This is a genomic window from Streptomyces sp. NRRL F-5122 (assembly GCF_001507435.1).
GTDB classification, from domain to species: domain Bacteria; phylum Actinomycetota; class Actinomycetes; order Streptomycetales; family Streptomycetaceae; genus Streptomyces; species Streptomyces lannensis.
This window is the reverse complement of record NZ_LMWH01000089.1, coordinates 1-939: the sequence shown is the minus strand read 5'-3', so window position 1 is coordinate 939 and position 939 is coordinate 1. Positions and strand designations below refer to the sequence as shown.

Annotated in this window: 1 protein-coding gene; it reads right to left on the bottom strand. The window is 67.4% G+C overall.

Annotated features, from left to right (window positions below; translation table 11 throughout):
• Position 1 precedes the first annotated feature (1 nt).
• Positions 2 to 823, bottom strand: a complete 822-nt coding sequence (locus ADL25_RS11675) for an RNA polymerase sigma factor SigF (RefSeq protein ID WP_107116576.1) — start codon at positions 821 to 823, stop codon at positions 2 to 4.
• Positions 824 to 939 lie beyond the last annotated feature (116 nt).

Sequence of the window (939 nt, the reverse complement as noted above, 5' to 3'; positions counted from 1 at the left end):
GTCACTGGGTGGTGAGCATGCCTTCGCGCAGTCGGGCCAGCAGGCGGGAGATCAGGCGGGAGACGTGCATCTGGGAGACGCCCAGGCGTTCGCCGATCTGGGCCTGGGTGAGTTCATCGACGAACCGCCAGTGGATGATCCGGCGGTCGCGTTCGTCGAGTTCGGCGATCATGGGGGCGAGGGTGTGGAAGTCCTCGATCAGTTCCAGGGCCGCGTCCTCGTCGCCGATGAAGTCGGCCAGCGCGGACTCCCCGTCCTCGCTGTTGCCGATCGCCGCGTCCAGGGAGGCGGAGGCGTAGCCGTTGGAGGCGAGTTGGGCCTCGACGACCTCGTCCTCGGGCAGGCTCATCAGTTCGGACAGTTCCCTGGTGGTGGGGGTGCGGCCCAGCCGGCTGTGCAGTTCCTCCTTCGCGCGGGCCAGTTGCACGCGGGCCTCCTGCAACCTGCGGGGCACGTGCACGGCCCAAGAGGTGTCGCGGAAGAACCGCTTGATCTCCCCCACGATGTAGGGGACGGCGAAGGAGGTGAACTCGACCTCGCGGGAGAGTTCGAACCGGTCGATGGCCTTGATCAGCCCGATCGTGCCGACCTGGACGATGTCCTCCATCTCCTCCGGCCCGCGGCTGCGGAACCGGCCGGCCGCGAAGCGGACCAGGGAGATGTTCATCTCGATCAGAGTGTTGCGGGCGTAGCTGTACTGGGGTGTCCCCTCTTCCAGCACCGCCAGCTGCTCGAAGAACAGCTTCGACAACTCCCGCGCGTCCCTGGGTGCGGCCTTGGACGGGTCCGCGATCCGCGGCACCTCCACCATCTGCTCGGCCATCTGCACGGTCGTCGTCGCCACGACGCGCCCCTCCCGGTCGTTCGGTCTCATCCCGCCGGCCTGTCCTCCGGCAAGCAGGCGCGTACCCGACGACCGACCCCTTATTCCTGAAATTT